The 25,529-nt window shown below is 60.0% G+C and carries 30 protein-coding genes and 1 pseudogene; 20 read left to right on the top strand and 11 right to left on the bottom strand.

Annotated features, from left to right (window positions below):
- Nucleotides 1–10 precede the first annotated feature (10 nt).
- The 6 genes from C5F53_RS15690 to C5F53_RS15665 all read left to right on the top strand — a co-directional run bounded on the left by C5F53_RS15690 (nucleotide 11) and on the right by C5F53_RS15665 (nucleotide 4,762).
- The gene (locus C5F53_RS15690; protein WP_105262341.1) at nucleotides 11–1,387 is read left to right on the top strand and encodes an AAA family ATPase; all 1,377 of its coding nucleotides are present in this window, start codon (nucleotides 11–13) and stop codon (nucleotides 1,385–1,387) included.
- Nucleotides 1,388–1,389: 2 nt separating this feature from the next.
- Nucleotides 1,390–2,379 carry a DUF4435 domain-containing protein gene (locus tag C5F53_RS15685; protein WP_105262340.1) on the top strand — a complete coding sequence of 330 codons (990 nt, stop codon included), beginning with the start codon at nucleotides 1,390–1,392 and terminating at the stop codon, nucleotides 2,377–2,379.
- Nucleotides 2,380–2,630: 251 nt separating this feature from the next.
- Nucleotides 2,631–3,170 (top strand): DUF924 family protein, encoded by a 540-nt coding sequence (locus C5F53_RS15680; protein WP_105262339.1) that lies wholly within the window; start codon nucleotides 2,631–2,633, stop codon nucleotides 3,168–3,170.
- A gap of 109 nt (nucleotides 3,171–3,279) precedes the next feature.
- Nucleotides 3,280–4,053: a nuclease-related domain-containing protein gene (locus C5F53_RS15675; protein WP_105262338.1), complete on the top strand. Its 774-nt coding sequence runs from the start codon at nucleotides 3,280–3,282 to the stop codon at nucleotides 4,051–4,053.
- 104 nt (nucleotides 4,054–4,157) lie between these two features.
- Nucleotides 4,158–4,484, top strand: coding sequence for a type II toxin-antitoxin system RelE/ParE family toxin (locus C5F53_RS15670; RefSeq protein WP_105262337.1), 327 nt, complete (start codon nucleotides 4,158–4,160; stop codon nucleotides 4,482–4,484).
- A complete protein-coding gene (locus C5F53_RS15665; protein ID WP_105262336.1) occupies nucleotides 4,481–4,762 on the top strand; it encodes a helix-turn-helix domain-containing protein in 282 nt (93 codons plus the stop codon). Before C5F53_RS15670 ends, C5F53_RS15665 begins: the two co-directional genes overlap by 4 nt.
- 77 nt (nucleotides 4,763–4,839) lie before the next feature.
- Here the strand turns inward: C5F53_RS15665 and C5F53_RS15660 are convergent, their stop codons facing one another.
- The gene (locus C5F53_RS15660; RefSeq protein WP_146097378.1) at nucleotides 4,840–6,315 is read right to left on the bottom strand and encodes a HEAT repeat domain-containing protein; all 1,476 of its coding nucleotides are present in this window, start codon (nucleotides 6,313–6,315) and stop codon (nucleotides 4,840–4,842) included.
- Nucleotides 6,316–6,632: 317 nt separating this feature from the next.
- Between C5F53_RS15660 and C5F53_RS20730 the strand changes: the two are divergent.
- Both C5F53_RS20730 and C5F53_RS15650 read left to right on the top strand, forming a co-directional pair.
- Nucleotides 6,633–6,766 (top strand): annotated as a pseudogene (locus tag C5F53_RS20730) (addiction module protein); the annotation flags it as partial.
- Between the two features lie 254 nt (nucleotides 6,767–7,020).
- Nucleotides 7,021–7,491 carry a TerB family tellurite resistance protein gene (locus C5F53_RS15650; RefSeq protein ID WP_105262334.1) on the top strand — a complete coding sequence of 157 codons (471 nt, stop codon included), beginning with the start codon at nucleotides 7,021–7,023 and terminating at the stop codon, nucleotides 7,489–7,491.
- Between the two features lie 3 nt (nucleotides 7,492–7,494).
- Here the strand turns inward: C5F53_RS15650 and C5F53_RS15645 are convergent, their stop codons facing one another.
- From C5F53_RS15645 to C5F53_RS15635, 3 genes are all read right to left on the bottom strand, one after another.
- Entirely contained in the window at nucleotides 7,495–8,970 is a 1,476-nt protein-coding gene (locus C5F53_RS15645; RefSeq protein ID WP_105262333.1) for an RNB domain-containing ribonuclease, read from the bottom strand.
- Nucleotides 8,971–9,074: 104 nt separating this feature from the next.
- Complete coding sequence (locus C5F53_RS20725; protein ID WP_105262332.1) at nucleotides 9,075–9,653, bottom strand: cold shock domain-containing protein; 579 nt, start codon at nucleotides 9,651–9,653, stop codon at nucleotides 9,075–9,077.
- 158 nt (nucleotides 9,654–9,811) lie between these two features.
- Nucleotides 9,812–10,429, bottom strand: coding sequence for a hypothetical protein (locus tag C5F53_RS15635; RefSeq protein ID WP_146097377.1), 618 nt, complete (start codon nucleotides 10,427–10,429; stop codon nucleotides 9,812–9,814).
- Nucleotides 10,430–10,884: 455 nt separating this feature from the next.
- Between C5F53_RS15635 and C5F53_RS15630 the strand changes: the two genes are divergently transcribed.
- Nucleotides 10,885–11,454 (top strand): hypothetical protein, encoded by a 570-nt coding sequence (locus C5F53_RS15630; RefSeq protein ID WP_105262330.1) that lies wholly within the window; start codon nucleotides 10,885–10,887, stop codon nucleotides 11,452–11,454.
- A 41-nt stretch (nucleotides 11,455–11,495) separates the two neighbouring features.
- Here C5F53_RS15630 and C5F53_RS15625 read toward each other — a convergent pair whose 3' ends face one another.
- Nucleotides 11,496–12,242: an NYN domain-containing protein gene (locus tag C5F53_RS15625; RefSeq protein ID WP_105262329.1), complete on the bottom strand. Its 747-nt coding sequence runs from the start codon at nucleotides 12,240–12,242 to the stop codon at nucleotides 11,496–11,498.
- A 196-nt stretch (nucleotides 12,243–12,438) separates the two neighbouring features.
- Here C5F53_RS15625 and udk point away from each other — a divergent pair, with 196 nt between their 5' ends.
- Nucleotides 12,439–13,080, top strand: a complete 642-nt coding sequence (udk, locus tag C5F53_RS15620; protein ID WP_105262328.1) for a uridine kinase — start codon at nucleotides 12,439–12,441, stop codon at nucleotides 13,078–13,080.
- An 11-nt stretch (nucleotides 13,081–13,091) separates the two neighbouring features.
- On the top strand, nucleotides 13,092–14,207 hold the full coding sequence (locus tag C5F53_RS15615) for a DNA alkylation repair protein (RefSeq protein WP_105262327.1): 1,116 nt from the start codon (nucleotides 13,092–13,094) through the stop codon (nucleotides 14,205–14,207).
- A 35-nt stretch (nucleotides 14,208–14,242) separates the two neighbouring features.
- Here C5F53_RS15615 and C5F53_RS15610 read toward each other — a convergent pair whose 3' ends face one another.
- Complete coding sequence (locus tag C5F53_RS15610; RefSeq protein ID WP_105262326.1) at nucleotides 14,243–15,157, bottom strand: M14 family metallocarboxypeptidase; 915 nt, start codon at nucleotides 15,155–15,157, stop codon at nucleotides 14,243–14,245.
- Nucleotides 15,158–15,319: 162 nt separating this feature from the next.
- Between C5F53_RS15610 and C5F53_RS15605 the strand changes: the two genes are divergently transcribed.
- The 3 genes from C5F53_RS15605 to C5F53_RS15595 all read left to right on the top strand — a co-directional run bounded on the left by C5F53_RS15605 (nucleotide 15,320) and on the right by C5F53_RS15595 (nucleotide 17,911).
- Nucleotides 15,320–15,589, top strand: a complete 270-nt coding sequence (locus C5F53_RS15605; RefSeq protein WP_105262325.1) for a MoaD/ThiS family protein — start codon at nucleotides 15,320–15,322, stop codon at nucleotides 15,587–15,589.
- A gap of 74 nt (nucleotides 15,590–15,663) precedes the next feature.
- Nucleotides 15,664–16,761 carry a sialidase family protein gene (locus C5F53_RS15600; RefSeq protein ID WP_105262324.1) on the top strand — a complete coding sequence of 366 codons (1,098 nt, stop codon included), beginning with the start codon at nucleotides 15,664–15,666 and terminating at the stop codon, nucleotides 16,759–16,761.
- 94 nt (nucleotides 16,762–16,855) lie between these two features.
- On the top strand, nucleotides 16,856–17,911 hold the full coding sequence (locus C5F53_RS15595) for an alkene reductase (protein WP_105262323.1): 1,056 nt from the start codon (nucleotides 16,856–16,858) through the stop codon (nucleotides 17,909–17,911).
- A 30-nt stretch (nucleotides 17,912–17,941) separates the two neighbouring features.
- Here the strand turns inward: C5F53_RS15595 and C5F53_RS15590 are convergent, their stop codons facing one another.
- Both C5F53_RS15590 and C5F53_RS15585 read right to left on the bottom strand, forming a co-directional pair.
- Complete coding sequence (locus C5F53_RS15590; protein WP_105262322.1) at nucleotides 17,942–18,205, bottom strand: hypothetical protein; 264 nt, start codon at nucleotides 18,203–18,205, stop codon at nucleotides 17,942–17,944.
- Between the two features lie 136 nt (nucleotides 18,206–18,341).
- The gene (locus C5F53_RS15585; RefSeq protein ID WP_105262321.1) at nucleotides 18,342–19,220 is read right to left on the bottom strand and encodes a TraB/GumN family protein; all 879 of its coding nucleotides are present in this window, start codon (nucleotides 19,218–19,220) and stop codon (nucleotides 18,342–18,344) included.
- Nucleotides 19,221–19,391: 171 nt separating this feature from the next.
- Between C5F53_RS15585 and C5F53_RS15580 the strand changes: the two genes are divergently transcribed.
- On the top strand, nucleotides 19,392–20,492 hold the full coding sequence (locus tag C5F53_RS15580; protein ID WP_105262320.1) for an MBL fold metallo-hydrolase: 1,101 nt from the start codon (nucleotides 19,392–19,394) through the stop codon (nucleotides 20,490–20,492).
- A complete protein-coding gene (locus tag C5F53_RS15575; protein WP_370446739.1) occupies nucleotides 20,489–20,725 on the top strand; it encodes a hypothetical protein in 237 nt (78 codons plus the stop codon). Before C5F53_RS15580 ends, C5F53_RS15575 begins: the two co-directional genes overlap by 4 nt.
- A 28-nt stretch (nucleotides 20,726–20,753) precedes the next feature.
- Here the strand turns inward: C5F53_RS15575 and C5F53_RS15570 are convergent, their stop codons facing one another.
- Nucleotides 20,754–21,563: a formylglycine-generating enzyme family protein gene (locus tag C5F53_RS15570; RefSeq protein WP_105262318.1), complete on the bottom strand. Its 810-nt coding sequence runs from the start codon at nucleotides 21,561–21,563 to the stop codon at nucleotides 20,754–20,756.
- A 95-nt stretch (nucleotides 21,564–21,658) separates the two neighbouring features.
- On the opposite strand from C5F53_RS15570, the gene C5F53_RS15565 reads away from it, so the two are divergent.
- Both C5F53_RS15565 and C5F53_RS15560 read left to right on the top strand, forming a co-directional pair.
- Nucleotides 21,659–22,495: an ABC transporter substrate-binding protein gene (locus C5F53_RS15565; RefSeq protein WP_161499950.1), complete on the top strand. Its 837-nt coding sequence runs from the start codon at nucleotides 21,659–21,661 to the stop codon at nucleotides 22,493–22,495.
- A gap of 67 nt (nucleotides 22,496–22,562) precedes the next feature.
- The gene (locus tag C5F53_RS15560) at nucleotides 22,563–23,177 is read left to right on the top strand and encodes a DUF938 domain-containing protein (RefSeq protein ID WP_105262316.1); all 615 of its coding nucleotides are present in this window, start codon (nucleotides 22,563–22,565) and stop codon (nucleotides 23,175–23,177) included.
- Nucleotides 23,178–23,186: 9 nt separating this feature from the next.
- On the opposite strand, the gene C5F53_RS15555 is transcribed toward C5F53_RS15560, so the two are convergent.
- Complete coding sequence (locus C5F53_RS15555) at nucleotides 23,187–24,191, bottom strand: 2-hydroxyacid dehydrogenase (protein WP_105262315.1); 1,005 nt, start codon at nucleotides 24,189–24,191, stop codon at nucleotides 23,187–23,189.
- A 79-nt stretch (nucleotides 24,192–24,270) separates the two neighbouring features.
- On the opposite strand from C5F53_RS15555, the gene C5F53_RS15550 reads away from it, so the two are divergent.
- Nucleotides 24,271–24,519, top strand: a complete 249-nt coding sequence (locus tag C5F53_RS15550) for a hypothetical protein (RefSeq protein ID WP_105262314.1) — start codon at nucleotides 24,271–24,273, stop codon at nucleotides 24,517–24,519.
- A 27-nt stretch (nucleotides 24,520–24,546) separates the two neighbouring features.
- On the opposite strand, the gene C5F53_RS15545 is transcribed toward C5F53_RS15550, so the two are convergent.
- Entirely contained in the window at nucleotides 24,547–25,143 is a 597-nt protein-coding gene (locus C5F53_RS15545; protein WP_105262506.1) for a 3'-5' exonuclease, read from the bottom strand.
- 44 nt (nucleotides 25,144–25,187) lie between these two features.
- Between C5F53_RS15545 and C5F53_RS15540 the strand changes: the two genes are divergently transcribed.
- Nucleotides 25,188–25,514, top strand: a complete 327-nt coding sequence (locus C5F53_RS15540) for a DUF6172 family protein (protein ID WP_105262313.1) — start codon at nucleotides 25,188–25,190, stop codon at nucleotides 25,512–25,514.
- The last annotated feature ends 15 nt before the right edge of the window (nucleotides 25,515–25,529 follow it).

Raw genomic sequence — 25,529 nt, 5'->3', positions numbered from 1 at the left:
GGAGGGGCAAATGGAATTACAGACACCTTCACGGAGTGAAATACCACTTCGGAGTTTTTCAGTATTCGGACTGCATGGCGATAGAGACATAACGATTCATTTCGACGCACAGACTCGAATAATTGTTGCCTCAAATGGAATGGGAAAGACAAGCATCATAAATTTGCTCTTTCACTTCTTATCTAGAAATTTCTATCGATTAGCTCAATACGAATTTGAGTCAATAGAGGCGTCTTTCGGTAATGGAAGCGTGGTGAAGCTTCTTTGGAGTGAACTCGAAAGTGAACTGCCTATTTTTTCCAAAGGTGAACTTCCGCCAGCAGCCCGCCGAGTTTACGAGCGTGTTGATACGGAGCAACTAGCTTCACTTTTAGAAATTTTTCGCTCACAGCGTGATTTTGAAATCCTTCGCAGAGCGCCACTTTTTGTCTATGTCAGGTCCTCTCTAGGCATTCCCTCGACAGAGCTGCATAGAGCTTTGATGCTTTTTGATCGATCGGTAAAAGACAACCTCTTTGTCGGAAATGCAGGGGCAATTGCCCGAAAGCAAATAGAGCAAGCATTTCCCTATGAATTGCTTTTTTTACCAACGTATCGACGCGTCGAAGAGGATTTATCCAATCTTGGCCTGAGTGTTGAAGACGGAGCGGCAAAGGGAATAAACATCATCAACTTTGGCATGAGTGATGTCAGAAAGAGATTTGATACAGTTTTACGTTCTATTAGCGAATCGAGCTTGATTTTTTACCAACAAATGAGCGGGAGGATGTTGGACGAGCTAATGAAAGGGTTGAGTGCGGAGACTTTGGACTATCAGTACATAAGTAGCCCTGCCGTAGTAGAACCATTATTAAAACGCTTTGCATCGTCCATTTCTTCAAAAACACAAAGCGAGGTCCTCACTCTGACCGTTTCCGGGCGCATCAAAGAGGCACAGTACCGACCACTTGCATACTTCATTTCAAGACTTGTAGAGATTGACCGCGAACGTCAGCAAGCGGAATCGTACGTAGTCCGATTTTGTGATGTCGTGAATGGATATTTGCAAGACAAAGCGGTGGAATTCAATAATGAAACGATGACGATAAAAGTTATGGGCTTGAGAAATCGCAAAGAGATTTCTCTCGAGAAATTGTCATCGGGAGAAAAACAGCTAATTTCACTTTTCTCTCAAATCTATTTATCTTCCAATTTGAACTTAGCGGTTCTTTTCGATGAACCAGAGCTATCTCTATCAATAGACTGGCAGAAGAAGATACTTTCTGATATTTTGGCTTCTGACCGTTGTAAATTCCTGCTTGTAGCTACTCATTCACCATTTATCTTGGATGATGAGTTGGCAAAGTATGCGAAGCCAATGCTTATCAGTATTCGAGAAGGAGTGTAGTGATGACTCCTGAAGAATTACTTGCTAGCAAGAGAGATTTTTCGGTAGTTTGGCTCAAATTCTTGCAACGCTTCCAAAATAATCCGACACAAGAGGTTTGGATATTTGAGGGCAAGGACGATATCGATTACTACTCCCCACGCATAGAAATGCATTACGGCACTCGCCCGGCAACAAACGTAATAATTGCAGAGGGCAAGAAAAACTCTCTGCAATTGAGAGACACACTTTCACAAGACAATACATACGAATTTTGCAAAGCTGCATTTTTCGTTGATTTAGATTTTGATGATAAATCGACTTTGATAGGTGCCAATACATATCTAACCCCGTGTTACTCAATTGAAAATTTCTATTTTTCAGTTGATGTAGTTGACCGATTCCTAACCGACCGGCTGCAGCTTTTTGAAGTTACTGATCGAACTGAGTTAGCGAGGGTCATTGCCAATGTGGAAGCTTGGCACAACTCTGCGGTATCAGTTTTGTTACCTTATTGCGCACTTATGGCATTAGCCAAGGAACAAGGTGATGCATCCAAAGGACTTGCAGACTTTCTTCGCAATCAGTTGTTCACAAAAGTTGTGACGCTTAGGCGAACTGCCGGCGGAGTGGAGCCTGTTGTCATGATGGATCCGATGGAAATAAGGGACCAACTAATGAGCAATTGGCCTGTAACGCTTGACGACTTACAAGCCCAAATAGACCATTGGCGCGAGATTTGGGGTGCCGATTTACACAAAATCATTCGAGGGAAATTTCTTATACCCTGTGTCGGGACCATGCTCTCCGTTCTAGTGGAGGATTCAAACAAGAGGAAAGGAAACTCATTGTTTTCGCGCCGCCGCCCCTGTTCACACCAAGTTCGTGAGAATGAAATTCTTGGAACACTTTCACGGTTTGCCGATACTCCTGCCTGCTTGATTCGATTCCTAAAGGATTTGTCGACACGATGGCAGCAGACGGAAGGCTCATTGCTATTGCCCGGGGCGTGAGGATATTTGAGATCAGAGTTCAGATCATTGTTCCCTGCTCCCAAACCATCAAAATTCTCCTTCATGCCAGCGAGCCGCGCAGCGTGTGCTAGGCCGAAATCACGAGGAGCATTGGTTGAGTGATCGAGGTTCTGAGCAACCAGTTTGTAGACTCCTCAAGATGCCGAGGCGGAGCAAAAAGGCATGTACTTAATCACTCCCCCCTCGCACATACGTCTTCGATGTCCGTTGGCTTCCTCGGTTCGTCCCCCATGCAACCTCAATCCATCCTCCACTTCTGGTTCACCGAGCTAACCCCCAAGCAGCACTTCGCCAAAGACACCGCGCTGGACGAAGCCATTCGCGCGCGGTTTGGCGACACGCTGGAAGCGGCTGCGCGGTGTGAGTTGTTTGCGTGGCGCTCATCGGTTGAGGGGCGGCTGGCAGAGATCATCGTGTTGGACCAGTTCTCGCGCAACGTGTACCGCGACACGCCGCGCGCCTTTGCGCAGGACGCGCTGGCGCTGGTGTTGGCGCAAGAGCTGGTGGCCAGCGGGCAAGACCGCAGCCTGCCCGAAGCGCAGCGCGTGTTTGCCTACATGCCCTACATGCACAGCGAGTCCGCGCTGGTGCATGCGCAGGCCGTAGCGCTGTTCTCACAGCCAGGCATGGAATACAACCTGGACTACGAGCAGCGCCACAAAGCCATCATCGACCGCTTCGGCCGCTACCCCCACCGCAATGCGATTCTGGGGCGCAGATCCACCGCCGAAGAGCTGGCATTCCTGAGCGAACCGGGGTCTTCGTTCTAGGCCAACGGATTCAAATTTGCTACGCTTTTGGTAGCTTCTCACGCAATATCCATGGGTGCTAGAGGCTTATTTGGCACATGAATTAAAAATCACAGAAACTTCTGTCTGCATGAACTCGAAATCAAAGCGCTCGCCCTTAGAAAACAACAAGCCTTTGCGGGCCGCGGGTCAATCGCTAACTGAGCAACTTCAAGACGAAGCCTACGACCATATCGTGTCTCCAGCCTTGCTTGCCCTCATGTTGGTCGTGATGGCTGGGCTTGAGTGGTTCAGGTATTTGACGGCCGCCAAGCCCAACCCCGTCATTTACACAGCGTTTGCTGCAATAGCTGTGGTCTACGCAGCCTTCAAGATATCGCGAGCTCACAAGCGCCTCTCACAAATCAAACTGGGCCGCGACGGAGAACGGGCAGTGGCAGAACACTTGGAGTGGTTGCGTAGAAAAGACTTTATTGTTTTTCATGATGTGCCAAGTGGTGATGTAAATGTGGACCATGTGTTGATTGGCCCCCAAGGCGTATTCACCATTGAAACTAAAACGCACTCCAAACCGCTGCGCGGAGAATGCAAGATCACAGTAGCGGCGGGCGAAGTGTTTGCCAATGGACAGCGAATTGACCGCAACCCGGTGATTCAAGCCAAGGCGCAAGCGCGCTGGCTGGGCAACTTCTTGCGCGAAAGTCTGTTCCAGCCCTTCGTATGGCCAGCAGTCGTTTTTCCTGGGTGGTACGTCGAGTCGTTTGACAACATTGCCGAGGGTGTGTGGGTACTTGAGACCAAAGCACTGACCAAGTTCATCGAGAACGAGCCAGTCCGGCATTCGCTGGAGGAAGTGAAGGCGATGGCCTCGGCCTTGCGAAGCTACGTGCGCGCTCAGCATTGAATCGTTTACCGCTGGAGAGCTGGCATTCCTGAGCGAGCCGGGGTCTTCGTTCTAAGCTCCATCCAGCACTTGCTAATTTATATCCAAACCAGTATATTTGAGTCATGAAATCAGTGCGCTTCTTGGGCAACTCGCTCAAATGTCTACGGGACTTCCCCGAAGATGCCAAGCAGGACGCGGGTTACCAGATCGATAAGGTGCAGCGCGGCGAGCAGCCAGACGACTTCAAGCCGATGCCAAGCATTGGCAAAGGGGTTGAAGAAATTCGGATATGGGATGAATCGGGCACTTATCGGGTGGTGTACACGGCGCGCGTCGCCAATGCCGTCATCGTGTTGCATGCCTTCCAAAAGAAAACGCAGGCGACCTCCAAGCGCGACATTGATATTGCCAAAGAGCGGTTCAACGAATTTATGAAAGGCCAGAAATGAGCAAAGCTGAAACCTACGCCAGCGTATGGGATGCGCTGGCCGACACGCCCGAGCAGGCCGCCAACCTGCGCACACGCGCAGAGCTGATGCAACAGATCGCGACCATCGTCAAAGAGAATGGCTGGACCCAAGCCGAAGCCGCAAACCAATGCGGCATTACCCAGCCACGCATGAACGACCTGCTGCGCGGCCGCGTGTCTCGTTTCTCGCTGGATGCACTGGTGAATGTCGCCACAGCTATTGGAAGGCGTGTGCACTTTGAGTTGGAAGAGGCGTAGCCGCAGCAGAATAGATTTGCTACGCTTTTAGTAGCTGCTAGCGCACACTCCACGAGGGCTAGTGCACCAAAACCTTTCTAACTACGGGCTTTCATGCGCTTTGCTTCTGCTTCCAGAGCAAATCGCAAGGCGGATCTAGGCGCCAGGGTTTCATAGGGTATCCAAGCGTCTACATCCGCCCATTGTTTCTTGCTGGGTGCGAAGTAGATTTGCTGCCGCCCCCATCGGTTCAAGAAATTGTCGACATGGGGCTTCAGCGGCCCTTGCACATCGGCGCCGGCTAAGCGAGTTAGCGATACCAAGTGAATGCTGAGCCAAACCGACACGTGACTTGCGTATTCAACCAAGCGAACAAAGAAGTCCAACTCTTGACTACGGGCCTGCACCACGGGCAGCAGATCGTCATAGGCCAAGTGGTCACCCGTATTGAGTGATAGCTCAAAGCACATGCGCACCACGGCAAGGTCACCATCATTCAGCGCTTGAGTCAAATACGCGTAGCGTGTTGCAGACGCAAAACTGCACAGCGCCACCAGTGCGGCCTTGCGCAATGACGGGTTTACATCCAAGAGCGCTGCCTCGCAGCAATCCATCGTATCGGCACGGCCCAGTTGGCCCACGCCTTCCAGCGCGTAACGCTTAAGCCGGATAGAGACTGGCTCCGCCAATACGCGGCGATAGGCGGCAACCAACACTTGCGGCTGGTCTTTGCTCCAGTGCCGCGCAAGCCATCGGATGGAGAACGAAGGGTCCCAAAGCGCGATGGAGAAAAGTTCGTCCGTGTCCCCAAGCTTTCGGCGCCACAGGCTGAGGTACACAGCGCGGCGCAGTGCCATGGCCTTCAGACGATGGCGTTGGGTCAAAAGCGCTTGCAGCTCAGAATCCGCCAGCTTGTAAACCAGTGGCTCCACGGAGCGGGCCAGCGCGGAGTCACCGCTTTCTATGGTGCGCTCCACTTTCTCCAAGTCCGACCAGTCATACAGGGCCAGGCAAAGCCGCCAGCACTGGAAACGTACTTTGGCGCTGCCGTGGCTAGTGCCAACCAACACCAGATCGCGGTTCTGAGGTGCCAAAAGGCGAGCCTGCAGCGCGGCCAAGACTTGTTGAAAGTCGGCGCGGCTTTGTGTCTCCAGCGCATAGAGGGCTGGCAACGCATCGACCAGAGATTCAAATGGCATGTGCGCCAGCCAGTGCAACACCAATTGCAGAGAAAGCTCGCGGTTGATGGGCACGTAATCATTGAGCCGCTTGGTCACTGGCTGCAAACCATCTGCCCAGTCTTGCGCCATGAGCACACGCAGGCTGAATTCGCGGACGTAGCCGCTGCGATTGTCTAGGCGCTCAATCGCTGTCGTTGGAGACAAAGCTTGGAGGCGAGCCGCAGGAATGCTCTGGTCTTTGCGCCAAGCAAAGTACACATCGGAATACGCGGTGTCGTGTAGTCCATAAACTTCTCGTCCCCACGGATACTGCGAGTCGCTCGGTGTTTGCATACCTGCGATGGGTATTGCGACCGATTTGAATAGCTTGCTCAGAAAATCAGGAAAAGACACCTATCACTCCCGTTGCACAGGCGCTTTGCGCTGTGTGTTCTTACGTTGTTCTGGGTATTCTAGGGGGGCCTGCGGCAGACACTTTCACTATCCTTTTAGGAGCTGCTTGCGCATATTCCACGGGGACTGGAGGCCGATTTGACACAAAATTTAGGGATGCGGCAGGCTTTCCATGTCAGCGTTATAGTGATGTCCTACCCCACTTAAATGGAGCCGCCATGACCACCACCGCTGAAGCCTTAAGCGACCAAGCCGCCAAGTTGCCGCCCGAAGAGCGCCTGGAAGTGGTGGAGCGCATCTTGGACAGCCTTGATCGCCCGACGCATCATTGGACTCAGCGTGGGCCCGCGAAGCGGATGACCGCCTGGCTGCATACCGGCGCGGCGAAATCAAGGCGGTGGCCTTGTCGGAAGTGATTGCCAAATACCAAGTCAAGCCGACAGCAGAATGACCGTCCGCCTGTTAGCGCCAGCGCAGGCCGAGCTGGCCATAGCGCATCAACACCGCAAGCCTCTTTATTGGAAAAACCGGCTTAACTGACATTGAAACCGCTATTCATTTGATAGCTGCTTGCGCATATTCCATGGGGGCTAGGTGCCAATTTCACTAAAATTTGCACCTACTCTCTTTTGGTAAACATGCGTTTTTACGCGGTGTTACGGCCCTGTCGGGCAAGGGGCAAATCTGCCGGGCACAATCTTGCGCATGTTGCATCCACTCAAAAACCTGTTGGTCCAGTTTTTTAACCTGAACGATGAAAGCGCATCATCTGTGAGTGACAGCCATAGCTTGCAACTGGCAACGGCGGTACTGTTGGTCGAGGTCATGCGGGCTGACGCGGGTGTTGGCGACCAGGAGCGTGCATCGGCGGTGCAAGCACTGCGCAGCAAGTTTGCATTGACCGACGATGAAACCCAGCAGTTGCTAAGCCAAGCAGATAGCGCTGCCAAACACAGCAACGATTACTTTCGCTACACCAGCGCCATGAACGAGCACTTCACGCAGGCGCAAAAGATCATGGTGGTGGAACTGATGTGGCAGGTGGCGTATGCGGACGGCGACCTGGACGCCCACGAGAACCACATCATCAGCAAGGTGGCGGGCTTGCTGCACGTCACCCACGGTGAGTACATTGCCGCCAAGCTCCACGCCAAGCAGGCGGCCGGCTTGGCCTAACGTTTACTGCGCGCTCTCAAAGTCAATAAACCCGCGCTCCACATTGGTGGCCAGCAGCTTCACGCGCACCTTGTCGCCCACCTTCAGCGCGTTAGCCCCGCGCAGCAGCTTGCCTTCGGCGGGCGGGTTCAGCAGGCGCACCCACAGGCCATCGGCCGCGTTGCCTGTGACGATGGCGTCAAAGCGCTGGCCGATGCGGGATTCGAGCAGCAGCGCGGCTTCGGACTTGCGCATTTGGCGCTCCACCTTTTGCGCCGCGTCTTCCTGGCGGGTGCTGTGGGTGGCCAGCGCGGCCAGCTCGGCATTCGAATACGGTGGCGGCTCCTTCGCCAGCGTGGCCTTGAGCAGGCGCGCGGTGATGAGGTCTGGGAAGCGGCGGTTGGGCGCGGTGGAGTGGGTGTAATCGGTCACGGCCAGGCCAAAGTGGCCCACGGGTGGGCCGCCAGGGGCCTCCAGCACGTATTCGCCTCGCCCCATGAGTTTGACGATGACCAGCGACAGGTCGGCAAAGCGCAGCGGGTCGGCCCGGCGGCGCTTGGCCAGAAAGTCTTCCAGCGCTTTGGAGTCCGGCTCGTCGGGCAGCACCGCGGCATATTCCTTGGCCACGCCCACGATGCGCAGCCAGCGCTCGGGCGAGCGCACCACGCGCCGCAGCGACGCAACGCCCTGCCCCGCCAGGTAGCGCGCGGTGCAGGTGTTGGTGGCGATCATCACTTCTTCAATGAGCTGGCGGGCGCGGTTGTGTTCTTGCAGGTGGATGTCGGACACGCGTTCGCCGTCAAACGTAACCCGGGGCTGAAAGCTTTCAAACTCCAGCGAGCCCTCGCCATGGCGGCGAGCGCGCAGCTGCTGGGCCAGCGCGTCTTGCGTGCGCAGCAGGGCGTCCAAACCCGGCACCGCGGCCGCTGCGGCGGGCAAGTCGCCCTGCCCGTCCAGCCAGGCACTCACCGCGTCATAGGCCAGCTTGGCCTGGTTGCGCACCTTGGCGCGGTAGACGGTGGAGCCGGCCAGCGAGCCGTCGGGGTTAAACACCATCTCAGTCACCATGGCCAGGCGGTCCTGGTGGGGGTTCAGTGATGTCAGGTCGGTAGACAGCCGCTCGGGCAGCATGGGGAAGATGCGTGCGGACGTGTAGACCGAGGTGGTGTTGGTGCTGGCGTGCTGGTCGATGGGCGTGTCGCGCGGCACCAGCGCGTCCACATCGGCAATGGCCACCCACAGGCGCACGCTGCCGTTGGGCAGGGCTTCAGACACGGTGAGCTGGTCCAGGTCCATCGAATCGTCGTTGTCGATGGAGCACCACAGCAAGGTGCTGAGGTCGTGGATGCCGGGGTCTGCGCTGGCGCCAGTGGCGGCAATGCCGTCCAGCTGGCGCTCCACCGCGGACGAGAACTCAGGCTCCAGCCCGCGCTCCGACATGGCATGGATAGCAATGCGAACCAGGTCGCTGCGGTGGTGGGATGGGGGCTTGGCGTGCATCGCACCAATATACGCCTGCGTTGGCCGCTGCGCTGAGCGGCTGACTGCTCAGATTCACTATTCTTTTGGTAGCTGCTGGCGCATATTCCACGAGGGCTAGAGGCCTATTTGACACACCATTGCTGCTCGCACGGTATGCCATCTCCGTTGCCATCCATTTGCATTCCGGGGCAGTTTTGCAGGAACAGCGTGGCCTCGCGGCATGAGGTCATCTGGCTGCACATGTTGCGCCCATCACACCTGAAGCCGTCAGGCAACGGCAACTTGGCAGGCGACAAGCTTGCAGGCAGGGCTGGCAACTCTGATTCAAAACTGGCCGCGCGATTTGCATAGTGGCTGTAGCCAAACCACAGCAGTGCGCATACCAATAAGCCGCAGACAGCCTTGCCAATAAAACCGGGGGACTCGTCTGCGCCCGATTTGCTAAGCCGCACTGGCCGCCGTGGCGCGGGGCCAGCAAGTGCCTCGCCTGGCCTGCGTACACGCACGGCACTGCGCTTGCCATTTCGATCGGGCTGCACTTCAAAGGTCAGCACCTCGCCCTCGGTGGGCTGGCGACCATCGCGTGCGAAAGCACTAATGTGAACGAAGATGTCCTGTCCTCCGTCATCGGCAACGATGAAGCCAAATCCGCGTTCCCCGTTCCACTTCTTCAGCTTGCCGCCATAACGTGGCTGATCCATTCTTCGCTCCCGTTTCACGGGCGCATTGGCGCCGTGCTGTTTGATTTTGTTGGGAGCATACTAGGGTTGCTGATTGCTACCCACACATGTGAGACGAGTAGCTGCGTACCCGCAGCCACTCTCACAAAAAGATGGCTAGAAGTTGAGACCAGCAAGTCTTAGTTGGGGATCTTTCCGTCGGGCAAAGGCCACCATGCCGATTTCATGGATTGGTTCTTTATCTCTTTGTCTTTCAGCCAAGAGAAGATCTCTTTGAACTTCAAACGGTCAGCCTCAAAAGTGTCCCGAAACTGGCCAATAGCCAAAGGACGAATGGCATTGAAGTTTCCTAGGTAGACGACCTCGCCCTTGCGCACTTGAAAACCCATGGCTTCCTTGGGTGCTTCTGACGGGCCGCCTTCTGTCTTGATGAGGCGCCAGGAAACAAATGTGTAGTTGCCAGCAGGCAGATTGAATGCGCCGTAGTACTTCATACCCTTCCCTTCATTAGAAGGAATGGGCAGACCAAACATGTTGCCAATCAGGGCATGTTGCTTTCCGGATTCATCATTCACAAATAGGCTAACGCCAGTGCTGGTAAACAAGGCTCGGTCCGTAACCGGCAACAGCACCACGCCAGCATCAACCAGATTCGGCGTGGTCTTTGATCCAATGCTGCTGGATGAGTCAGCCATCAAGCCGGTGGACGCGCAACCAGCGAACAAGAAAACGGATAGAAGTGCTGTGGCAATAGTTCTAAAAAACATAATCCTCCCTGAAATAAAAATTGGATGCATCAAGCAGTGTCCCAACAGGACTTTGTACTTCCAATCGTAGCGAATAAACGGCCCTTTCCAGGCGACCTAATCTCTGGAACTGCCTGTATTGCGGGGCCGCGTTGCAGAGTTGCTCACGCAATACCGAATGACTCAAACGCAGTTGTCGAGCAAGTACGTGGTACCTGCACACCAAGCAGGCGGGCTGACAAATTCGTTTAAAGTTGCGCCAACAAAAACATTGCTCGCACAGCAGATCAAAGCATCAGGGAGGAAATCGTGTGGCCAAGACCAGGGCCAACAAGCGGCTTGGCCGCGCACTCAAGACAAGACTTGGTTGCATCGGAGTGCTGCCCACACCGACACACCAAGGCACCCCAATCCCAAAGCTATTTGGCAAGCAGTGAGCTGCAGCCGCAGAGATTGCAAAACCCTTGCAGTATCCGGCGCAGCAAAAATCTCTATTGAACCAACACATGCATATCAACAAATCACTATTCTCCGTTTTGGCCACCTCATCCTTGCTGGCACTTGCAGGCTGCTCCAGCCCACCCAAGCAAGTGCGCCCCGACTACCTGCTGACCAAAGACATGGTCAGCAACCTGGAGGAGGTGACCGTGCTGTTCAACGCCTACCGCACCCCAGAGGCCAAGGCAGCGCAGGCCAAGGCGGCGAAAGAGAAACCGCTGTTCAAGATGTACTCCGATGCCGAGCTTGACCAAGTCAAAGATGTGGACGCGTCGCTGGCCAACATCCAGCGCATGGACGCTGCAGGGAGCGAGAGCTACAACCTGAACCTGGACAGGCACGGCAGAACCTGGCCGTATGTGATCGTGACGCCGGGCATTTACCAAGTCACCGTGCACTGCAATTATGGCAACCTCTACGCCGACATCTCAGCCATCGTGTTGGCGCAAAAGGGCAAGACCAATTTCGTGAGCTGCACCTTGAAGGACGAGGCCACCAAGCCCGTCTTCAGAATCAAAGTGGGCGAGGCACAAGACTCCGAGAAGAATGTGCTGGCAGCGCCCATCACATTTCACTGAGCGGCTATTGGTAAAGGCTCACCAAGAGCTGGGGCGAAACCTCAGGCTTTCGCCCCAGCCGCCTTGCGCCGCACATGCAGGTGCGTCTGCACCGCATCGCCGTCGCCGCTCTTCACTTCTTTCACGTCCAGATACGCCGCCTGCTGGCGGATGAGTTCGCCCAGCTTGGCCACGCCGTAGTTGCGTGGGTCAAACGAGGGGTGGCTGCGGTTGATCTGGCTGCCCAGGGCGGATAGCGTGGTCCAGCCGTCTTCGCGGGCGGTGGCGTTCAGGGCGTTTAGCAAGATGGGCTTTAGCTTGGGCAGCTCGGCCACGGGCTCGTGCCCCACCTTGGTTTCCTCGGGCTGGGTACGCAAAATTTCGGTGTAGATGAACTTGTCGCACGCGGCCACAAAGGGTTCGGGCGTTTTGCGTTCGCCAAAGCCGTACACCACCAGCCCCGCCTCGCGGATGCGGGTGGCCAGGCGGGTGAAGTCGCTGTCGCTGCTGACCAGGCAAAAGCCGTCCACGCTGCCGGTGTGCAGCACGTCCATGGCGTCGATGATCAGCGCCGAGTCGGTGGCGTTTTTGCCGCTGGTGTAGCTGAACTGCTGGATGGGCTGAATGGCCATGGTGTGCAGCACCTCTTTCCAGCCTTTCAGGTTGGTGGTCGTCCAGTCGCCATAGGCGCGCTTGATGGTGGCGGTGCCGTAGCGCGACACCTCGGCCAGCAGCTCCTGGATGACGGACGCCTGCGCGTTGTCCGCGTCAATCAGGACGGCGAGTTTTTGGTTGGTGTTGGTGGCCATGGCGCTCCCCCTGTGGTTTGCCACATCGTACCGCGCGGCAAGACCGCTATGGTTTTGGTAGCTGCTTGCGCAATATCTACGAGGGCTAGCGGCCTATTTGACACATAAATGGGGTGCGCCGCTAAACTGTGCCTTGGTGCCACCCCGCTGCCTTGTAAACTCTCGCCCTTTTGCCCGCCCGGAACCGGAAACAAGCATGCCCAAAACCAACAACAAACCTTTCGTGATCGGTGTCGCAGGCGGCAGTGGCAGCGGCAAGTCCACGGTAACGCGTGAGGTGCTGGCCTCCATCGGGCCAGAGATGGCCACGGTGGTGTTTCAGGACGATTACTACCTGGACCAATCCCACATGTCGCCCGAAGACCGGCGCAAGACCAATTACGACCACCCGGATGCATTTGACTGGCCGCTGCTGGTGCAGCATGTGCAGGCCCTGCGCCGCGGCGACACGATTGAAATGCCGACCTACGATTTCTCCAAAGACAACCGCGCTAGCAAGACCATCACCGTCAAGCCCGCACCGGTGATCGTGGTCGAAGGCCTGTTTGCGCTGTACGACGCCAAGCTGCGCAACATGATGTCGCTGAAGATTTATGTGGACACCGCGTCGGACGTGCGTTTTATCCGCCGCCTGCAACGCGACATGGCCGAGCGCGGCCGCAGCGCCGAGAGCGTGATCAACCAGTACCTGGAAACGGTGCGTCCCATGCACAAGCAGTTCATCGAGCCGACCAAACGCAACGCCGACGTGATCTTGCCGCACGGCGCCAACGGGCCGGCGGTGGACATCATCACCACCAAGGTGAAGACCCTGGTGCGCGATTTAAACCCCAGCTAACACCGCCCCCCATGGCAGAACCCCTCGTTGCCCAATATGGCCCTGATGTGCCCCGAGCCATTGCACGCATGGTGGCGGCGGTGCACCGGCGTTTTGACACCGATGCGTTTTTGCACGACGCGCTGAGCGGCTACGAGGCGCTGGCGCTGATGCCGCGTGGCAAACACATGGCGCGGGCGCTGCAGCGGCATTTGCCGCAAGACTATGCCCAAGCGCTGCCCATCGTGCTGGCGTCTGCCGAGCAGCCGCATGGGCGCGACCCCAGCCTTTCGCTGGCCTCGTTTTTGTACCTGCCGCACACGGTGTTTGTGGCGGAGTTTGGGCTGGGGCATTTTGAGTTGTCGATGCAAGCGCAACACGCGCTCACGCAGCGTTTTACGGCGGAGTTCAGCATCCGCCACTACCTGCAGCAGCACCAAGACGCCACGCTAGAGCGGCTGATGGCGTGGACGCGCGACCCGAGCGACCATGTGCGTCGCCTGGTGTCCGAGGGCTCGCGGCCGCGGCTGCCCTGGGCATCGCGCCTGCCCGCTTTTCAGCGCGACCCGGCGCCGGTGTTGGCCCTGCTGGAGCAGTTGAAGGACGACCCGGCGCTGTATGTGCGCCGCTCGGTGGCCAACAACCTCAACGACATTGGCAAAGACCACCCCACCCTGCTGGCCGACACGGCCACCGCCTGGCTGCAGGGCGCCACACCCGACCGGCGCTGGATCGTGCAACACGCGCTGCGCACCGCCGTCAAACGCGGCGAGGCGGGTGCTTTGTCGGCATTGGGTTTTGGCGCGTCGGCCGATGTGACGGTGAGCCAAGCCAGCATTGCGCCGCAGCGCGCGGTGGTGGGCGGCACGCTGGCGGTGGCCTTTGACGTGACCAACAACACGGCCCAAGCGCAGCAGGTGCTGGTGGACTTTGCGGTGCACTACGTCAAGGCCAACGGCCAAACACGCGCCAAGGTATTCAAGCTCAAAACCCTGGACCTGGCCCCGCACGAAACCCAACACGTGGGCAAACAAATATCGCTAGCCGAGATGACCACGCGCAAACACTACCCCGGTCAGCACCAGGTGGACGCCATCATCAACGGCCGCGCCCAGGTGCTGGGAAGTTTTGAGTTGCTACGGTTTTAGTAGCTGCTTGCGTATATTACACAAGGGCTATCGCCCTATTTTGCAACAAACTCCACCGCCGCACACACCGCCGCCACCTGCGCGGCGATGCACTGCGCGGGCGTGGCGCGGGGGCTATCAGGGTAGACCTCGGTGGTGCTGGTGTAGCGGGCGCCGGTGATGCCGGCGCACAGGCCCAGCTCGGCCATGGCGTAGTGGATGACGCCGTGCGCCACCAGCGGTGAGCCGATGAGGCAGCCCTGCGCATCCGCCGGGGCAATGTGGGTGACGCGCTGCACCCTGTCGATGATGGCCTGTTGGAATGCGGGCTGGGGGTTGGCGCCGTCGTCCACCAGGTAAAAACCGTCGGGGATGGTGCCGGGCTCAAACGGTTTGCCGTCGCGCGCGGCCACGGCCGGGCGGTATTCACTCTCGTCGGTGTTGGTGGTTTCGTGCAGGTCGATATGGGCGGCAATCTGGCCGTGCAGCGGCGTCACCAGGCGCATGAGTGCGGCACTCTCTTGCGCCGAGCTGTCCGCACGGAAGTTGCGGTTGGGGTCCAGCGCGTCAAAGTTCCAGCGCTGGATGCGTTCATAGGCCCAGGGGCTCACACAGGGTGCCACCAACAGGTTCACGCGGCCCGCGTAGTCGGCCGCATGCGCGTCCACAAATTGCAGCGCGCCGTGCACACCACTGGTCTCGTAGCCATGCACGCCGCCCGTCACCAGCACGGTGGGCAAGGCGGCATTCCACGCGCGGCTGCGGATGGCCCTGAGCGCAAAGTGCTCATCGCCGTACACCACCTCACCATAGGTCTCCACGTCAAAGCGCTCGCGCAGGCGCTCCACCACGGCCAACACATCGTCGGCATAACTGCGCTGGCGCACCTGGCGCGCCCGCCACTGGGCGCGCTCTGCCGGACCCCAAGGCTGGCCGGGGGTGCCTAGGGGATAAAAGCGGGGAATGGTCATGTGTGCAGGAGGAAATACAGGCCTATGGACTGCTACGATTTTAGTAGCTGCTAGCGCATATTCCACGTGGTCTAGCAGCACTTTTTTCATAAAAAAGGCGCAGCCGGCCTTGCCAAGCGGCACGGCGCTGGCAATACTGCGGCCCTTGAACAAGGGGAAGCCATGGTGAAGGTGGAATTTGCAGCCAGCCTGCGGCGCCACGTGGAATGCGCGCCGCAGCAGGTGGCGCCCGGCAGCCTGCGCGTGGTGCTGGATGCAGCACTGGCCGCAGCGCCCGGCCTGCGCCACTATGTGCTGGACGACCAGGGCCACATCCGTAAACATGTGGCGGTGTTCATCAACAAAACCATGGTGATGGACCGCCAGACCCTGACCCAGCCCCTGGCTAGCGGCGACAGCGTGCTGGTCATCCAGGCGCTGACCGGCGGATAAAAATGGCCCCCACGCTTGCCACGTCGTGCGCTGCGCTGCCCGGCGGTGAAACCAACCCATCGGAGAACTGAGCTATGCAAACCTTACTCGTCGCCAGCCGCAAAGGCCTGTTCGTGGTGCGTGGCCAGGGCGCGCAGTGGGCCGTGGTGGGCCACCACTTTGCCGGCGACCCGGTGACGCAGGTGCTGGCCGACCCGCGCACGGGCCACTGGTTTGCCGCGCTGCGCATGGGCCACTTTGGTGTGAAGCTGCGCAAAAGCACCGACCAGGGCGCGAGCTGGACCGAGATGGCTGCGCCCGCCTTTCCGCCCAAGCCCACCAGCGGCCCGCTGGCCGACGACCCCACGCCCTGGAATGTGGACCTGATCTGGGCCCTGACACCCGGCAGCGCCGCCCAGCCCGGCACGTTGTGGGCAGGCTGCATGCCGGCGGGTCTGTTCAAGTCGGAAGACGGTGGCGCCAGCTGGGCGCTCTGCACCGCGCTGTGGGAAGACCCGCGCCGCCCGGGCTGGTTTGGCGGTGGCAATGACTTTCCGGGCATGCACTCGGTGCTGGTGGACCCGCGCAATGCGCAACACATCACGGTGGCCATCTCCTGCGGCGGCGTGTGGCAAACGCAGGACGGTGGTGCCAGCTGGGCGCTCACCGCAGCGGGCATGACGGCCGACTACCTGCCCGCCGACAGCACCGACGACCAGAACACCCAAGACCCGCACCGCGTGGTGCGGTGCGCAGCCCAGCCCAATGTGCTGTGGGCCCAGCACCACTGCGGCATTTACCGCAGCGCCAACGGCGGGCAGCGGTGGCAGCGTATTGCAGCGCCCGCGCCATCGGGGTTTGGTTTTGCCGTGGCCTGCGACCCGCAGGACCCGCTGCGCGCCTGGCTGGTGCCGGCCCAGGCCGACACCCACCGCTACCCGGTGGACGGCAAGATGGTGGTGAACCGCACCGACGATGGCGGCAAGACCTTCCAGACCTTCAGCGCTGGCCTGCCGCAGACGCATGCCTACCACCTGGTCTACCGCCACTGCCTGGAACTGGCCGCCGACCGCCAGACCCTGGCCATGGCCTCCACCACCGGCGGCCTGTGGGTCAGCGCCGACGCAGGGGAACACTGGCACACCGTCAGCCAAGACCTGCCGCCCGTAGCGGCGCTGGGTTTTGTGCCCTGACCTACCCCACTTTCCAGTAACCCCACCGCATGCGGTGTATTCAGTGGGTGATAACTTCGCGCCCCTTGTTGTCACTCTCTCTGGAGCCTTTCCCATGCTTTTTAATCCCCTGCAAGTTGGCGCGCTGACCCTTCCCAACCGTTTTGTGCTGGCCCCGCTCACACGCACCCGTGCGGGCGTCGAGCATCTGCCCAACGACCTGATGGCCGAGTACTACGCGCAGCGCGCCAGTGGCGGCCTCTTGATCACCGAATGCACCATGGTGGTGGAAGGCACATCGGCCTTCATCGCCGAACCCGGCATCTACTCCGCAGAGCAAATTGAAGGCTGGAAGAAGACCACCGCCGCCGTACACGCCAAGGGCGGGCGCATCTTCATGCAAATCTGGCACGCGGGCCGTGCAGCGCACCCCGGCATCAACGGCGGCCAACGCACCGTGTCCAGCAGCGCCACCGCCATTGAGGGCGAAATCCACACGCCCGCCGGCAAAGTACCCCACGCCGTGCCGCACGCGCTCAGCACCGACGAGATTGCCACCATCGTGGCGGCCTTCGCCCAGGGTGCAAAAAACGCCATCGAAGCCGGTTTTGACGGGGTGGAGGTGCACGGCGCCAATGGCTACCTGATTGACCAGTTCTTGCGCGACGGCTGCAACCAGCGCACCGATGGCTATGGCGGCTCTGTGGAAAACCGGGCGCGCTTTTTGTTGGAGGTGTTGACGGCCGTGAGCGCCGCCATTGGCTCAGAACGTGTGGGCCTGCGCCTGTCGCCCCTGAACAGCTACAACAGCATGAAGGACAGCGACCCCGTGGGCCTGATTGCCTATCTGGCCGAGAAGCTCAACGACTTCAAGCTGGCCTACCTGCACCTGATGCGGGCTGACTTCTTTGGCGTGCAAACCGGCGATGTGATGACGGTGGCCCGCGAGAAGTACAAAGGCGTGCTGATGGGCAATATGGGCTACAGCGCAGAAGAAGCGGCGCTGGCCATTAAAGAGGGGAAGCTGGATGCAGTGGCGTTTGGCAATACCTACATTGCCAACCCCGACCTGCCAGAGCGCATCAAGGCCGGGGCGGCGCTCAATGCGCCAGACAGCAGCACCTACTATTCGCCCGGTGCCAAGGGCTACACCGATTACCCCACGATGTAAGGGGGAGAGGCTGGCCGCCTCTGCGAGGGCTTACAGGCCTTCGTGGCGGTCGGCGGCAGCGAACAGGTCGTTCGCAAATTCAGGGTCGCTGCTCTGAATGGTCGCGGCGTAGGTGCGCAGTTCTTCGGCTTCTTGGTAGGCAGTCTTGGCGGGGGCCGACTTGGCGCCCACAACCGCTTGCCACACCGCTACAGACAAAGCCTGACCGGCCGCCCACAGGGCTTGCAGAGACGCACCCACGGTGGGCTGAGTGCGGGAAGGCAGTGTGAGGCTGTTGAGTGTGGTGCTGGCCATGGTGGGCTCCTGTAAAGTAAAAACAACTGATGTTGCAGTGCAGTATAGGGTAAACCCTATACGCAATACAAGGGTTTACCCTAGACACCTGTTGCTTTAGTTAGACAGTCAGCCCTAAGTCCGCGCCAAGTCCACACTAACGCAGCCGTTCCACCTGGTAGCCCTTGTCGGCCAGCATGCGCACCACACCGTCGCTGCCCACCAGGTGCAGCGCGCCCACCACCACGAGCACGTTGTCGCGGGCCTTGTCCCGCAGCAGTGCGTCCAACTGGGGCAGCCAGGCCTTGTTGCGGTCCACATTCACCCGCTGGTAGAGCACGGGGTATTGCTCACGCATCTCGGCCAGCGCGGTGCGCTCCAGTGCGGCCACATCGCCCTGGCGCCAGGCGGTGTGCAGTGCTTCAAACAGCCCTTTGAAGTCGCCCATCTCACGCAGTGTGTCTTGCAAAAAGGCGTCTTGCAGTGTGGCGTCCAGGCTGTCGAGCATGGCAATCTGCGCGTCGGCCGTTTCCAGGCCCCGCGTGGGTGTGCCGGCCTGGGCGGCGCGCTCCATCAGGTGCCGGTCCAGTCCCAGTGCGGGGTTCAGGCCCAGTTTTTGGCTTTCGGTCAGCGCCAGCAGCATGCCCACAAACCAGGGTTTCAGGCCTTGCAGGCCCGCCACGTCCATCTGGTTCTTGGCCGCGTAGCGTTGCAGCGCGCGCCAGGTGGCGGGCGACACGGCTTGCTGCAGGGTTTTTCCATCGGTGCGGGTAGCGGCCTGCATCATCCGGGCGGGCAAGGCGGGGTCGGCCATCTCGTGCGGCGCCACTTCAAAAAACACCTGCTGCACATCGGCCAGCGCGGCACCCACGCTCGGGGCCAGCGGGTAGTCACTCGCCTTGAGCATGTGAAAAGAACCCAGCAGGTAGATGCTGTTGTCGGCATCACTCACCTTCCACAACATCGGCACCGGGGCCTGCGCCCATGCCAGGGTGGTGCTCAGCGCCCACAGCCATACCCACGCCAGTCGTCTCATCCGCCCTGCTCCCGTAACACAAAGGTACAAGCATAAGCGCACGCCCACCGGCACCAGGTATTGCTATGCATTCAGGAGCTGTTTGCGCATACTCCATAAGGGCTGGAGGCCTATTTGGCACTTAAACCCAAGCCGCATACACTGCGCGCACACTACCCAGGGAGTCTGTCCATGCAACGCACCGTCCAGTTTTTGAAGTGGCTGACCGGGCTGGCCGTGCTGCTGGCGCTGCTCACCTGGGGCGTGCTGCAACTGCCCACCTTTGGCGGACCCTTCGAAGGCGCGCGCCTGCAGCGCATGCAGCAGTCGCCCCAGTTCCAGCACGGCCGCTTTGAAAACACGCCGCCCTATGTAAGCGATCTGTCGTTCACGCGCGAGCTGCACGACTACCTGGGCGAGCAGGTGCGTGAGCCCACGTTTGAGGTGCCGGTGGTGAAGATGGCTGCCGGGCAGCTCGACGGCCCCGCAGCGCCGGGCCTGCGCAGCTGGTGGCTGGGCCACGCCAGCGTGTTGGTGGAGCTGGACGGCGTGCGCATCCTGACCGACCCGGTGCTGTCGCTGCGGGCCTCACCGTTCCAGTGGATAGGCCCCAAGCGCCTGCACCCGGCCCCGCTGCCGCTGGAGCAATGGAAAAACATAGACGCCGTGGTGATCTCGCACGACCATTTTGACCACCTGGACATGGACACCATCCGCCACCTGGCGCAGGGCGGCACCCACATTTACGCCGGCCTGGGCATTGGCGCCCACCTGGCGCGCTGGGGTGTACCCGCCGCGCAGATCCACGAGATGGACTGGTGGGAGCAGGCCCGCATCAAGGGGGTCACCATCCACTGCACACCGGCGCGCCACTACTCGGGCCGCACCAGCATGGACAACTCCACGCTGTGGGCGTCCTGGTTTGTGAAGGGGCCCCAACACTCCATGTACTACAGCGGTGACACGGGATATGCCGGGCACTTCAAAGCGATCCGCGACAAGCTGGGCGCGCCGCAGCTGGCGCTGGTCAAGGTGGGCGCCTACGGCGACACCTGGCTGGACATCCACATGGCCCCCGAGCCCGCGGTGCAAGCCGTGCAAGACCTGGGCGCCACCACCCTGCTGCCCGTGCACTGGGCCACCTTCAACCTGGCCTACCACGACTGGGCCGAGCCCGCGGTGCGCACCCTGGCCGCAGCCCAAACGGCCGGTGTGCAAACCGTGTTGCCACGCGTGGGCGAAAAGTTTGAGTTCGGCCAGCCCTTTGTTAACCAGCCCTGGTACCGCCCGTGACCGAACTCCACCTCATCCCCGTGAACACCAATGTGCACAGCGTGCACAGGCCCGACGGCGCCCACGTGGGCAACCTCAAGCGCATAGGCGCGGTGTGGAAGTTCAAGGCCGTGGGTTACGACGCCGGTGGTGGCGTGGAGCCCGGCGGCGGCCCGCTCACCGAGCAGCACAACATGGTGTTTGATGCCCCCGATGCGCAGGTGGTGAGTGCGCGACTGGGCTGCTGGCTGTAGGCAGGCAGCGCTAGTGCGCCCTGTCACATCAGAGTGATCGTGCCACCCGAAAACCAATGCTTTCACTGGGCTCCACCGTGATCGCCTGAGCACGCTTGGATGAGCGGATGCCTGCGGCATCGTGGTTCCACGCACCGCCGCGGACCACGCGTCCATACTGGTGCCGAAGGTCATCGTCCAGCCAGGCGCGGCCATCGCTGGGAGCCGAGACATAGCTCTTGTGATAAAAATCTTCGGTCCATTCCGCAACGTTGCCGAGCATGTCGAACACGCCAAAGGCATTGGCGGGAAAACTACCGACAGGGGCTGTACCTACCCACACATCACGCCCTTGGACCACCCCCTCGCAGCAGTCATCACTGCCGTAGTTGGCCTGCTCATGGCTCGCCACATCTCCCCACCAATAGGCGGTGCTGGTGCCTGCGCGGGCAACATACTCCCATTCCGCCTCGCTGGGTAAACGGTACTTCTTGCCGGTAAGCACACTCAGTTTCTTGAGGTACTCCTGCGCCTCATCCCAACTCACCATCTCCACAGGGCACTCGGGACCACATGCGGAATTGGCACTCGGTGTACTGCCCATCACTGCCGCCCACTGCGCCTGTGTGACTTCCATACGACCCATGTAGAAGCTGCCCACCGTCACCTGGTGCGCAGGGCGCTCAATCGACAATCCGGCAGTGCTCCCCATGGTGAAAGTGCCCGTAGGTATTAGCACCAGATCGGGGCACACATCACAATCCTTCTGAAGTGCAGCAGAACTGCCCTGCGCGCAGGCGCCTTGCCCCAGAAGCAAGCCGCACAACACCCAACAAAACAAAGTCACTGCTTTTTTCATACTTCTCCCTTTCGATTCTCAACAACTGGCAGACCACAATGTACGTTGCCACTGAACGCGTACCACCCAAAGCGGGCCGTGTGTATAGTGAGCCCATGGCAACCGCTTCACTTTTCTGGCGTGGCTTTGGCGCTTTGCAGGTGGCGGCTTGTGCCGTTGCCGGGTTGGGCAGCGCCGCAGTCTGGGCAGAGTGCTCGCGTGTCATTGTGGTGCCTGCAGCGCCTACGGGTTTCAACGTCAAGGTGGTGGACGATGTGGCCACCGGCGTCTACCCCGACTGGCTGCGCGAAGTGGGCCGCAAGGCCGGCTGCCAGTTCCAGTTTCCCGTGGTGCCCCGTGCCCGTGCGGACTCCATGTTGTTTGTGTCCAACCAATCGGACATGTTGCTGCCAGCCTCCCAAAATGCCGAGCGGGACCAGAAGGCGCAGTTTGTCCACGTGGTGAACCTCACCCCCTCCCTGATCACGCTGCACAACGCGCCCAACGTGCCGCGGGATGTGCGCACCCTGCTGAGCCGGACCAGCATGCGCGCAGCGCTGGTGCGCAGCTACAGCTGGGGCAACGAATACGACACGCTGGTGCGTGACCTGATAGCCGAGAACCGGGTGGACTTTGTCAATGACCTGGAGACCATCGGTCGCCTGCTGCGCTTAGGGCGGGCGGACTTCACCATCCTGCCTCCCACACTGCTGTACTCCGCGCTGCAGCTCGCCTCTGCAGGCATCCAGAATGGCGAGTTCCGCTACACCATGCTGGCCGGCTTGCCACGCTCCAAAGTGGGGGCCTACCTGTCGCGCCAAACGCTGAACCCGGCAGACCTGGACGTGTTGAGCGCCCACATGGTGCGGGCCTCGAAAGATGGCAGCTTGCGTGCATCGTTTGAAAAATACTACCCGCAGGACGTGGTGGCGGCAGACATCAGCGCCAACTGAGCAAGCTGCCACAGAACTGGGTTACCCTCGCCGCCGTCGCCCTTGCGGCACCACACAACCCACCGCCATGGCCCAACCCGATTTCAGCCCCTCTGCCGAGCGCAACAAACAGCCCATTCTGGAAACGCTGCAAACCTTTCTGCCCGCGCAGGGCACGGCGCTGGAGATTGCCTCTGGCACCGGCCAGCATGTGGTGTGGCTGGCGCAGCATATGCCGCTGTGGACCTGGCAGCCGACTGAGGTGCACCCCGGTGCGCTCTACAACATCGAGGTGCGCGTCACCGAGGCGGACCTGGCCAATGTGAACGTAGCGTTACCGCTGGACGTGTGCAAAACACCCTGGCAACTGGAAGACACACCGTTTGACCTGATTCTGTGCATCAACATGCTGCACATCGCGCCCTGGGACGCCTGCGCCGCGCTGATGCAAGGGGCCGCCACGCACCTGGCGCCGGGCGGCACCTTGGTCACCTACGGCCCGTACTTTGAGGCCGGTGTGGCACCCACGCAAAGCAATCTGGACTTCGACCAGAGCCTGCGTACGCACGATGCAAGTTTTGGCATTCGCCAGCTGGCGGATGTACAAGAGCAGGCCACCCTGGCGGGCCTGCACCTGCAGGCGCGCCACGCGCTGCCGGCGAACAACCTGCTGCTGGTCTGGGGCCACGCCCCGGCCCACTGAGCCCCGGCCTTAGACCACGCGCTCCACCGACACCGGGTGGCGCGGCTGGCCCGTGGATGCAAAGCTGTCAATGTTGTCCAGCGTCGTGCGGGCAATGGCCGCCAGCGCATCTTCGGTAAAAAAGGCCTGGTGCCCAGTGACCAGCACATTGGGGAAGGTGAGCAGGCGTGCAAACACATCGTCCTGAATCGCCGCCCCCGAGAGGTCGCGAAAAAACAGGTCACCCTCTTCTTCGTACACATCCAGCCCCAGCGCGCCGAGCTGCCCGCTCTTCAGGGCATCAATGGCGGCCCGCGTGTCCACCACCGCGCCGCGGCTGGTGTTGACCAGCATGGCGCCGCGTTTCATGGCGGCAAAAGCGGCCGCGTCGATCAGGTGGCGGGTCTGCGGCGTGAGCGGGCAGTTCAGGCTCACCACATCGCTGCGCGCCAGCAGCTCGGGCAGCGGTGCATACGCCACGCCCATCGCCATACAAGCCGGGTTGGGCTGTGGGTCTGCCGCCAGCAGCGTGCAGCCAAAGCCGGTCATCAGGCGGCAAAAGGTTTCGCCAATGCGGCCCGTGCCCACCACGCCGATGGTGCGGCCGTGCAGGTCAAAACCCAGCAGGCCATCCAGTGCAAAGTTGCCCTCGCGCACCCGGGCGTAGGCGCGGTGAATTTTGCGGTTGAGCGTGAGCACCAGCGCCAGCGTGTGCTCCGCCACGGCGTAGGGTGAATATTCGGGCACGCGGGCTACTGCCAACCCCAGTTCGGCCGCGGCGGCCAGGTCCACCTGGTTAAACCCCGCGCAGCGCAACACCACCAAGCGCACGCCCAGTGCATGCAGGGCCTGCAACACATCGCGCGGCAACTGGTCGTTGACAAACACACACACTGCGTCTGCCCCGGCTGCGGTGGCCACGGTGGTCGCGTCCAGCCGCACATCCAGAAAGGTCCACAGGTGCGGCGTGCCCTGCGCGGCAGCGCTGAGGGCAGCCTGGTCGTAGGGGCGGGTGCTGTAAACGGTGATGTGCATGGCGGGCTCGGTGGGAGGGGTGTCATCCATCTTACGGCTGGCTGGGTTAACCTCGCCGCCTCAGCCACCAAGGAAACTTATGAAAAAACTCCACGTCACCATCAAACTCGAAATGTCCGTACCTGACGAATGGGAGCTGGTCGAAACCTCGGAAGGCACACCCGTGCTGAGTCTGCCCAACGGGCAGTTTTTGGACATGGCCATCGAGCCCCTGTTTGCCACCAACCCCGAAGAAACCTGGGCCAGCACCGAGAGCGAAGACGAGCTCAACGACATCCTGGACATGGTGGAGAGCGAAGAAGTGGCCTACGAATTCGTGGTGCACTAAGCCCCACCCGGCCTTGCCCCCAAGGGTTTAGGCCAGATCCAGCGCGTGGAACACACGAATGGCCGCATATGCGTCATTCGCGGCGTACACCAGCTGGGACTCACTCAGCCGCGCATTGGCCCAGTTGCTGGTGGCGGCTTTTTTGGACTTCATGAAGCGCTGGTTGAACAACACGGCCACGGCGCCCTTCACGCCCATGTCCTTGCGGTAACCGCGCTCGCGGAACACCGTGTTGAGCTCCAGAATGCCCTGGGGCTGCACGCCCAGCTTGCTCACAATGCGTTTTTTGTCATCGCCCAGGCCAAAACCGGCCTTGGCAATGCCGCCCAGCGCCAGCAACTCGGCCGCCACGGCGCTGCAGGCCGGGTCCATCAGCTGGAACACCCAGGCCCGCGCCGGCGTGGCCAGCTGCAAAATGTGCGGCCCATCGGACACATCACCCACCTTGAAGGTGGGTTTGGACTCGGTGTCAAAACCCCAGGCGGGGGTGTCGGTCAGGGCGGCGTAGGCCTCTTTGGCCTGCGCGCCGGTGCTGACCAGGGTGATGCGGTCCAGCCCCAGGCGCTCGAACGGCGGCAATAGGGCAATGGTGTCTTTGTCGGGGGTGGGGTGGCGTTCCTGCATGGGGCGTATCATCGCCCACCCGCCTTTGTTGGCCCAGGACCCCCATGAAAAAGACATTTCCCCTCGCCGTAGAAGGCAAACACCCCGAGCGCCTGCTCGAAGCCACCAAGCACGAAATCCGCAAATACGTCAAACGCGAGCGCCGCCGTGACCTGCCCGAAGGCGTGGATTTTTGGGACTTTGACTGCCGCTTTGGCCCCACCGAAGACGCCGCCCAGACCGCCCATTTGGCAGAAATCACTGGGCTGATTGACGCCGTGGTGCAGAGCGGCGGTACGCAGTTTTATGTGGAAATTCTGGCCAAACACGGCGTGCGCAAGGCGCGCGACCCAAGCGAAGCGCCCACCGCGGGCGACTTTCTGGAAGAGTAACGGCCCCCGCAGGCC

It is taken from the genome of Rhodoferax sp. TS-BS-61-7 (assembly GCF_002943465.1).
GTDB lineage: Bacteria > Pseudomonadota > Gammaproteobacteria > Burkholderiales > Burkholderiaceae_C > Allorhodoferax.
The sequence above is the reverse complement of the archived record's forward strand: the minus strand, read 5'-3'. Positions and strand labels throughout refer to the sequence as shown.

What these genes read in the sequence shown, in the direction of transcription:
- C5F53_RS15690 (WP_105262341.1), top strand. Translation starts at nt 11, where the DNA reads ATGGAATTACAGACACCTTCACGGAGTGAAATACCACTTCGGAGTTTT.
- C5F53_RS15685 (WP_105262340.1), top strand. Translation starts at nt 1,390, where the DNA reads ATGACTCCTGAAGAATTACTTGCTAGCAAGAGAGATTTTTCGGTAGTT.
- C5F53_RS15680 (WP_105262339.1), top strand. Translation starts at nt 2,631, where the DNA reads ATGCAACCTCAATCCATCCTCCACTTCTGGTTCACCGAGCTAACCCCC.
- C5F53_RS15675 (WP_105262338.1), top strand. Translation starts at nt 3,280, where the DNA reads ATGAACTCGAAATCAAAGCGCTCGCCCTTAGAAAACAACAAGCCTTTG.
- C5F53_RS15670 (WP_105262337.1), top strand. Translation starts at nt 4,158, where the DNA reads ATGAAATCAGTGCGCTTCTTGGGCAACTCGCTCAAATGTCTACGGGAC.
- C5F53_RS15665 (WP_105262336.1), top strand. Translation starts at nt 4,481, where the DNA reads ATGAGCAAAGCTGAAACCTACGCCAGCGTATGGGATGCGCTGGCCGAC.
- C5F53_RS15650 (WP_105262334.1), top strand. Translation starts at nt 7,021, where the DNA reads ATGTTGCATCCACTCAAAAACCTGTTGGTCCAGTTTTTTAACCTGAAC.
- C5F53_RS15645 (WP_105262333.1), bottom strand. Translation starts at nt 8,970, where the DNA reads ATGCACGCCAAGCCCCCATCCCACCACCGCAGCGACCTGGTTCGCATT.
- C5F53_RS20725 (WP_105262332.1), bottom strand. Translation starts at nt 9,653, where the DNA reads ATGGATCAGCCACGTTATGGCGGCAAGCTGAAGAAGTGGAACGGGGAA.
- C5F53_RS15635 (WP_146097377.1), bottom strand. Translation starts at nt 10,429, where the DNA reads ATGCATCCAATTTTTATTTCAGGGAGGATTATGTTTTTTAGAACTATT.
- C5F53_RS15630 (WP_105262330.1), top strand. Translation starts at nt 10,885, where the DNA reads ATGCATATCAACAAATCACTATTCTCCGTTTTGGCCACCTCATCCTTG.
- C5F53_RS15625 (WP_105262329.1), bottom strand. Translation starts at nt 12,242, where the DNA reads ATGGCCACCAACACCAACCAAAAACTCGCCGTCCTGATTGACGCGGAC.
- udk (WP_105262328.1), top strand. Translation starts at nt 12,439, where the DNA reads ATGCCCAAAACCAACAACAAACCTTTCGTGATCGGTGTCGCAGGCGGC.
- C5F53_RS15615 (WP_105262327.1), top strand. Translation starts at nt 13,092, where the DNA reads ATGGCAGAACCCCTCGTTGCCCAATATGGCCCTGATGTGCCCCGAGCC.
- C5F53_RS15610 (WP_105262326.1), bottom strand. Translation starts at nt 15,157, where the DNA reads ATGACCATTCCCCGCTTTTATCCCCTAGGCACCCCCGGCCAGCCTTGG.
- C5F53_RS15605 (WP_105262325.1), top strand. Translation starts at nt 15,320, where the DNA reads ATGGTGAAGGTGGAATTTGCAGCCAGCCTGCGGCGCCACGTGGAATGC.
- C5F53_RS15600 (WP_105262324.1), top strand. Translation starts at nt 15,664, where the DNA reads ATGCAAACCTTACTCGTCGCCAGCCGCAAAGGCCTGTTCGTGGTGCGT.
- C5F53_RS15595 (WP_105262323.1), top strand. Translation starts at nt 16,856, where the DNA reads ATGCTTTTTAATCCCCTGCAAGTTGGCGCGCTGACCCTTCCCAACCGT.
- C5F53_RS15590 (WP_105262322.1), bottom strand. Translation starts at nt 18,205, where the DNA reads ATGGCCAGCACCACACTCAACAGCCTCACACTGCCTTCCCGCACTCAG.
- C5F53_RS15585 (WP_105262321.1), bottom strand. Translation starts at nt 19,220, where the DNA reads ATGAGACGACTGGCGTGGGTATGGCTGTGGGCGCTGAGCACCACCCTG.
- C5F53_RS15580 (WP_105262320.1), top strand. Translation starts at nt 19,392, where the DNA reads ATGCAACGCACCGTCCAGTTTTTGAAGTGGCTGACCGGGCTGGCCGTG.
- C5F53_RS15570 (WP_105262318.1), bottom strand. Translation starts at nt 21,563, where the DNA reads ATGAAAAAAGCAGTGACTTTGTTTTGTTGGGTGTTGTGCGGCTTGCTT.
- C5F53_RS15565 (WP_161499950.1), top strand. Translation starts at nt 21,659, where the DNA reads ATGGCAACCGCTTCACTTTTCTGGCGTGGCTTTGGCGCTTTGCAGGTG.
- C5F53_RS15560 (WP_105262316.1), top strand. Translation starts at nt 22,563, where the DNA reads ATGGCCCAACCCGATTTCAGCCCCTCTGCCGAGCGCAACAAACAGCCC.
- C5F53_RS15555 (WP_105262315.1), bottom strand. Translation starts at nt 24,191, where the DNA reads ATGCACATCACCGTTTACAGCACCCGCCCCTACGACCAGGCTGCCCTC.
- C5F53_RS15550 (WP_105262314.1), top strand. Translation starts at nt 24,271, where the DNA reads ATGAAAAAACTCCACGTCACCATCAAACTCGAAATGTCCGTACCTGAC.
- C5F53_RS15545 (WP_105262506.1), bottom strand. Translation starts at nt 25,143, where the DNA reads ATGCAGGAACGCCACCCCACCCCCGACAAAGACACCATTGCCCTATTG.
- C5F53_RS15540 (WP_105262313.1), top strand. Translation starts at nt 25,188, where the DNA reads ATGAAAAAGACATTTCCCCTCGCCGTAGAAGGCAAACACCCCGAGCGC.